This window comes from Rhizobium sp. NZLR10 (assembly GCF_019685125.1).
In the GTDB taxonomy this organism is placed as follows: domain Bacteria; phylum Pseudomonadota; class Alphaproteobacteria; order Rhizobiales; family Rhizobiaceae; genus Rhizobium.
Window position 1 is genome coordinate 486,223 of the sequence record NZ_JABDWE010000002.1, and the last position, 6,000, is coordinate 492,222.

The 6,000-nt window shown below is 60.2% G+C and carries 5 protein-coding genes, 1 tRNA gene and 1 pseudogene; 5 read left to right on the top strand and 2 right to left on the bottom strand.

Annotation, left to right across the window (positions count from 1 at the left end):
- Positions 1–43: 43 nt before the first annotated feature.
- Both HJB82_RS05620 and lipB read right to left on the bottom strand, forming a co-directional pair.
- The gene (locus HJB82_RS05620) at positions 44–688 is read right to left on the bottom strand and encodes an isoprenylcysteine carboxylmethyltransferase family protein (RefSeq protein ID WP_207580571.1); all 645 of its coding nucleotides are present in this window, start codon (positions 686–688) and stop codon (positions 44–46) included.
- A gap of 157 nt (positions 689–845) precedes the next feature.
- On the bottom strand, positions 846–1,565 hold the full coding sequence (gene lipB, locus HJB82_RS05625; protein ID WP_207580572.1) for a lipoyl(octanoyl) transferase LipB: 720 nt from the start codon (positions 1,563–1,565) through the stop codon (positions 846–848).
- A 182-nt stretch (positions 1,566–1,747) separates the two neighbouring features.
- On the opposite strand from lipB, the gene HJB82_RS05630 reads away from it, so the two are divergent.
- The 5 genes and pseudogenes from HJB82_RS05630 to HJB82_RS05650 all read left to right on the top strand — a co-directional run.
- A tRNA-Leu gene (locus HJB82_RS05630) sits at positions 1,748–1,832 on the top strand.
- 128 nt (positions 1,833–1,960) lie between these two features.
- Positions 1,961–2,920 carry a DMT family transporter gene (locus tag HJB82_RS05635; protein WP_207580573.1) on the top strand — a complete coding sequence of 320 codons (960 nt, stop codon included), beginning with the start codon at positions 1,961–1,963 and terminating at the stop codon, positions 2,918–2,920.
- Between the two features lie 64 nt (positions 2,921–2,984).
- Complete coding sequence (locus HJB82_RS05640; protein ID WP_207580574.1) at positions 2,985–3,689, top strand: hypothetical protein; 705 nt, start codon at positions 2,985–2,987, stop codon at positions 3,687–3,689.
- A 75-nt stretch (positions 3,690–3,764) separates the two neighbouring features.
- Positions 3,765–5,786: an acetyl/propionyl/methylcrotonyl-CoA carboxylase subunit alpha gene (locus HJB82_RS05645; RefSeq protein ID WP_207580575.1), complete on the top strand. Its 2,022-nt coding sequence runs from the start codon at positions 3,765–3,767 to the stop codon at positions 5,784–5,786.
- Positions 5,787–5,876: 90 nt separating this feature from the next.
- Positions 5,877–6,000, top strand: a pseudogene (locus HJB82_RS05650) (S-(hydroxymethyl)glutathione dehydrogenase); the annotation flags it as partial.

Here is a 6,000-nt window from a genome sequence, read left to right on the forward strand (position 1 = left end):
CCGGAATCCGGCCCTTCTCTTTTTCATTTCGCTCTCTGTCGTCTTAGAACACGAATGGAACCAGCCGATAGCGGGTCGTGGCCATGAAGGCCGTATAAGCAGGATCCTGCTGGAGCAGACGCTCCTCCGCCAAGAGGCGGAAACATTGTGCGGCAAGCGCCGTTGCATAGATGGCAAAATTCCAAAGGCTCGGATGAGCCATGAAGAATCCGATATGTGCCATCAGATAACCCGCATACATCGGATGACGGACAAACTTGTAGGGTCCGCCAATCTTAATACCGCGATTGGCCGGCAGCAGGCCGAAGCTTCGCCGCAATGACAGCTTTGCCGATATCTGCAGCACGAAACCGAGTGCCAACACCGTGCCGCAGAGTGCGAGCGGCGCAAGCGGCTCTGTCGCGGAGGGTGAGGCGAGCAGCGGGAAGAGCGTGCCGATGGCGGTGACCATCCAGTCAAACAGGCGCAGCGACGCATTTCTCGTCGGCCGGCGCGTCAGGATAAGGAAGGTGGCGGCCGCCTCGGAGACCAGCAGCAGGCCGTCAATAATCGCCCTGTTGTCCTGCATCTGCGGCAGCATTCGCATGACGATCGCAGCGAAGAAATAGCCGATGAGGACTTTCTCGAGAATGTCGAGAACGAAATACACGTCGAAGAATGACCAGCTTGCCACTGCCTGTTTTTTCATTATTTGCAAAGACTTCCGCATCACGAGATTATGGTGTCATATACATGCGGCAGCGCTAATAATAAGTTAAAGCTTTCGTTGCGGACGTTCTTACCTTGCCGATCCTCACTGCAGAATCTAGCGGCGGTGAAAGGCACCAAATTGCCGTCGAGAAAGGTCAGTTTTCGCTCGTCGTTTCGCCGAAAACCGCCTCGAAGGCGGTGCGCAGCCGGATATCGACATCAGCCATCATCACCAGCAAGCCAAGATCGACGAGGCTGGTGACGCCATAGGCTGAAATCCCGCAGGGCACGATGCCGCCGAAATGATCGAGATCGGGATCGACGTTGAGCGACAGTCCGTGGAAAGTCACCCATTTCCGCAGCCTTATGCCGAGGGCGGCGATCTTGTCCTCTGCCATTGTCCCATCGGGAAGCAATGGCTTTTGCGGCCGGCGCACCCAGACGCCGACGCGATCTTCACGTCGCTCGCCGCGCACATTCATCATGTCGAGCGTGCGGATGACGACATCTTCAAGCGCGGTGACGAAGGCGCGCACGTCCTGGCGTCTGCGCTTCAGGTCGAGCATCACATAGGCGACGCGCTGGCCAGGCCCATGATAGGTATATTCACCGCCTCGCCCCGTCGCAAAAACCGGAAAACGGTCTGGCTGGACGAGATCCCTGGCATTGGCGCTGGTGCCGGCGGTATAGAGCGGCGGATGTTCGACGAGCCAGACGAGTTCGTCGCCGCCATCTGATATCGCCGCCACCTCGCGCTCCATTGTCTCCACAGCCTCCGCATAGGGAACGAGGCCATCGGCGATGCGCCAACGCACCGGGCGGGTGCCGAGATTCGGGAGCATGGAGAATTCGAGATCGGTGCGAAGCATGGCCATTCCTTGCCGCTGTCCCCGAAATGCCTGAAAAAAGGGGGCGGCAGGACAGCTATATGGACCCGTTTCGGGGGCAATTCAAATGCTGTGACCGCTTTTGAAAAAAACTGTCATATCGCCCTTGTGCACCCCAAATGCTTTTGCTACATGCTGCCCCGCCGACGCAAATCGGCACCTACCACGATGCGGTCGTGGCGGAATTGGTAGACGCGCAGCGTTGAGGTCGCTGTGGGGCAACCCGTGGAAGTTCGAGTCTTCTCGACCGCACCATTTCCCTTCTGGGAATCGCTTTCTAAGCGACGATTTGGATTTCACCTCGAAGCTATTTGCGGTTGCTCTGCTTGATCGATCGGCCTTCTCATGGTTGATGGCGTCATCCCTGCCAAGAACCGGCCACCATGACAGAGCATCCAGCCCATCAAAATTCCCTGCCGGGCATGGCGATCATGTCCGGCGCCATGCTGATCCTGCCGATCATGGATGCGATCGCCAAATACATGGCGACCTTCGAGGCGATGTCGCCGGGCCAGGTGACCTTCTACCGATTCTTTTTCCAGATCGCCTGCACCCTGCCGATTCTCTTTGCCCTTTTCGGGCTGAAGGCGCTTTCGGCAAAACGGCCATGGATGAACCTGCTGCGCGGCGTGCTGCACGGTGGCGCGAGCCTGCTTTTCTTCGTCGCCGTCAAATACATGCCGCTTGCCGACGTTTTCGCCATTTATTTCGTCGAACCCTTCATGCTGACGGCCATGTCGGCGCTGTTCCTCGGGGAGAAGGTCGGCTGGCGGCGCTGGATGGCAATCGTCGTCGGTTTCGGCGGCGCGATGATCGTCATTCAGCCGAGTTACGAGATTTTCGGCCTGAAGGCGCTGCTGCCGGTCGCCTGCGCTTTTCTGTTCTCGCTCTATCTGTTCCTCAACCGCGCCATCGGTGACGCCGATTCGCCGCTGACCATGCAGACGATGGCCGGCATCGGCGGAACGGTCTTCATGGCGGCGGCCCTTCTCGTCGGAAGCAGTTCCGGCAATGCCGATTTTGCCGTCTCTCTGCCCGCCTCAGGTCTCGGTCTTGTCCTGCTTCTCGTCCTCGGCTCGATTTCGGGATATGCGCATATGCTCATCGTCCGGGCTTTCCGCCTCGCACCACTGTCGCTGCTTGCACCGTTCCAATACTTCGAGATCATCTCGGCGACCGTTCTCGGCTACGCGCTGTTTAATGATTTCCCCAGCTTTTCCAAATGGATCGGCATCTTCATCATCGTCGCATCAGGTCTCTTCATCATCTGGCGCGAGCGGCTGCAGGCGCAATCGTTAAAATCTTCCTCACCCCGGGAATGTCGGGTTAACTCCTCTTCTTGAGGGATCGTCAATTCGCAGGCGCTAAAACTGTCTCCGGCTTCATGATGAAGCCTGGAGCTAAAACATGAGCGAATTTCGTCTCGCTTTTCCGGCCTGTGTGGTGGCCGGCAAGCATCGGCTGACGGCCGAAGATATAATGCTATTGCGCAAACATGCTTTTCCGGAGGGTATCCGGACATCCGACGATGTCGTGGCGATGTTGGCGCTCAACAATTCCTGCCCTGAGAAATGCGCTGCCTGGAACGCTTTCTTCGTCGAGCAGTTCGCCGGTTTCATCGTCCATTACACCTATCCGCAAGGCTCGCTTGATGAAATCAACGTCGCCTGGATCATGCGCATGTTCACGACCGCCGGTGTCGTCAACTCGGCGCTGGAACTCGAGCTCATTCTCCACGTCATGGAGATTTCGACCGTTGTCCCGGGTGAATTGAGAGCGCTCGCCCTCGACCAGCTCCGTGTGGCGATCACCGACAATATCGGTGGCTACAAGCTGTCGCGTGCCGTCGATCGCCGGGGCATTACCCGCCAGGACGTCGATTTTGCCATGCGCATCTTCAGAAGCGTCGCCGAAGGTGGTGTCATTCCCGTCTCGTCGGTCGAATACGGCGTGCTCCAGCAGATCGAGCAAGCGACGCTGCCCGGCGCCAATCATCCGCACTGGGCCGGCATCATGGCCGCCGTCCAGCTGCGCGACTATGCCGAACCGCGGCGCAGCCGCTGGCTGCGTATCGTCGACGAGGAACCCGTCTCGCAGGCAGCTGTCGCCTGACGCTGCTCAAGCCTGATTGTGCGTTCCGGTGTTTTATGCGTAAAACTCCGGAACGCATTTCTGGGTGGAGTCTCGATGTTCAAGAAAATCCTGATCGCGAATCGCGGCGAAATCGCCTGCCGCGTGATCAAGACCGCGCGCCGCATGGGTATTTTGACCGTTGCGGTCTATTCGGATGCGGATCGGGACGCGCTGCATGTCGAGATGGCCGACGAGGCCGTTCATATCGGCCCGGCCGCAGCCTCCGAGAGCTACCTGGTTGCCGAAAAGATCGTCGCCGCCTGCAAGGCAACCGGCGCCGAGGCGGTGCATCCGGGCTACGGCTTCCTGTCCGAGCGCGCCTCCTTCTGCGCTGAGCTGGAAAAGCAGGGCATCGTCTTCATCGGCCCGAAGCCGAAGGCCATCATGGCGATGGGCGACAAGATCGAATCGAAGAAATTCGCCAATGCCGCCGGCGTGTCCACCGTGCCCGGCCATCTCAGCGTTATCGAGGATGCCGCCCAAGCGGAAGTGATATCAGGCGGGATCGGTTATCCCGTCATGATCAAGGCATCGGCCGGCGGCGGCGGCAAGGGCATGCGCATTGCCTGGAATGATGGCGAGGTGCGCGACGGCTTCGAGCGCGCCCGCTCGGAGGCGAAGAGCTCCTTCGGCGACAACCGCGTCTTCATCGAGAAATACATCGTCGAGCCGCGCCATATCGAGATCCAGGTGCTGGCCGATGCGCATGGCAACGTCGTCTATCTCGGCGAGCGCGAATGCTCGATCCAGCGGCGGAACCAGAAAGTGGCAGAAGAGGCGCCCTCGCCCTTCCTCGACGAAAAAACCCGCAAGGCGATGGGCGAACAATCGGTGGCGCTGGCGAGAGCGGTCGATTACCAGAGCGCCGGCACCGTCGAATTCATCGTCGACCGCGACCGCAATTTCTATTTCCTCGAAATGAACACCCGTCTGCAAGTCGAACATCCCGTGACCGAACTCGTCACCGGCATCGATCTCGTCGAACAGATGATCCGTGTCGCAGCGGGGGAGCCACTTCCCCTCACCCAGGAAGACATCAGGCTCGACGGCTGGGCGATCGAAAGCCGGCTCTATGCCGAAGACCCCTACCGCAACTTCCTGCCGTCGATCGGCCGCCTGACGCGCTACCGCCCACCGGCCGAAGGCCGGACCGGCAATGTCGTCGTCCGCAACGATACCGGTGTCTTCGAAGGAGCCGAGATCTCGATGTATTACGATCCGATGATCGCCAAGCTCTGCACCTGGGCACCGACGCGGGTCGAAGCGATCGAGGCCATGGGCCGGGCGCTCGACGGTTTCGTCGTCGATGGCATCGAGCACAATGTCCCCTTCCTGGCGGCGCTGATGAAACATCCGCGCTGGCGCGAGGGCCGGCTGTCTACCGGCTTTATCGCCGAGGAATATCCCGACGGTTTCGCGCCGATGAAACCGGACCGCAAGGAAGAGGCCACGCTTGCCGCCATAGCCCTTTCCGCCGGCCTGATCGAGACGAACCGGCGCGAGCATTTCGCCGATCGCCTGCGCGCCGCATCGGGCGCGCTGCGCGAGCACTGGGTGGTCAAGATCGGTGACAACTACGTCGCTGCAAGATTGCTCGATGGCCTCGTCACCATCCCTTTCGATATGGACATGGCGGTCGAGGGGGCGATTGACGGCGAGAGCATCAGCGTTGTCACCGACTGGAGACCGGGCGATCCCGTCTGGAGCGGCAAGGTCGGCGGCCGCGATATCACCGCGCAGATCCGCCCGCTCCTCAACGGGTTGCGCATCGACTGGCAGGGGCTTTCGGTGACGGCCAAAGTCTTTTCGCCGCGTCATGCCGAACTCGACAAGCTGATGCCGGTGAAGCTGCCGCCCGATACCTCCAAACTCCTGCTCTGCCCGATGCCCGGCCTCGTCGTCGCCATCGCGGTTGCCGAGGGCCAGGAGGTCAAGGCCGGGGAGACGCTTGCGATCGTCGAGGCGATGAAGATGGAAAACGTGCTGCGCGCCGACCGCGATCTCGTCATTTCGAAGATCAATGCCGCCGCCGGCGAAAGCCTGGCCGTCGATGCCGTGATCATGGAATTCGCCTGAGAGGAAAAGGCCGGCGGCCGGTTTTCGCTTGAGCGCGGCTCGCCGACCGTGCCAAGGTCGCCCCAATAAATTACCAGGGAGATTGTGAAGATGGACGTTCGCGCCGCCGTTGCCGTTCAGGCCGGAAAACCGCTGGAAGTGATGACCGTGCAGCTGGACGGCCCGAAGGCCGGCGAAGTGCTGGTCGAGGTCAAGGCGACCGGCATCTGCCACA

Excerpts from the sequence above, each read along its gene's own strand:
- lipB (WP_207580572.1), bottom strand. The coding sequence starts at position 1,565 with ATGGCCATGCTTCGCACCGATCTCGAATTCTCCATGCTCCCGAATCTC.
- HJB82_RS05640 (WP_207580574.1), top strand. The coding sequence starts at position 2,985 with ATGAGCGAATTTCGTCTCGCTTTTCCGGCCTGTGTGGTGGCCGGCAAG.
- HJB82_RS05645 (WP_207580575.1), top strand. The coding sequence starts at position 3,765 with ATGTTCAAGAAAATCCTGATCGCGAATCGCGGCGAAATCGCCTGCCGC.
- HJB82_RS05635 (WP_207580573.1), top strand. The coding sequence starts at position 1,961 with ATGACAGAGCATCCAGCCCATCAAAATTCCCTGCCGGGCATGGCGATC.
- HJB82_RS05620 (WP_207580571.1), bottom strand. The coding sequence starts at position 688 with ATGAAAAAACAGGCAGTGGCAAGCTGGTCATTCTTCGACGTGTATTTC.